1 protein-coding gene is annotated in these 262 nt (G+C 72.1%); it reads left to right on the top strand.

Annotation, left to right across the window (positions count from 1 at the left end; all coding sequences use genetic code 11):
• The coding region (locus A612_RS01055) for an AMP-binding enzyme (protein ID WP_040435462.1) at positions 1 to 241 on the top strand (241 nt) is incomplete at its 5' end.
• Positions 242 to 262: the final 21 nt, after the last annotated feature.

Below are 262 nucleotides of genomic sequence, written 5' to 3'. Positions count from 1 at the left end.
GGCCGCCGTGGTGGCGCGGCCCGATCCGAAGTGGGGCGAGACGCCCTGCGCCTTCGTCGAGCTCAAGGAAGGGGCCGAGGTCAGCGCCGAGGACATCGTGGCGCACTGCCGGCAGCACCTGGCCGGCTTCAAGGTGCCGCGTGCGGTGGTCTTCGGCGAATTGCCCAAGACCAGCACCGGCAAGATCCAGAAGTTCGAGCTGCGCCGCCAGGCCGGCTCGGCCAGCGCCATCGACGTTTGAAGGGCCGGGGCCGGCGGCCGG

This window comes from Melaminivora alkalimesophila, assembly GCF_000282995.1.
In the GTDB taxonomy this organism is placed as follows: Bacteria; Pseudomonadota; Gammaproteobacteria; order Burkholderiales; family Burkholderiaceae_C; genus Melaminivora; species Melaminivora alkalimesophila.
The sequence above is the reverse complement of the archived record's forward strand: the minus strand, read 5'-3'. Positions and strand labels throughout refer to the sequence as shown.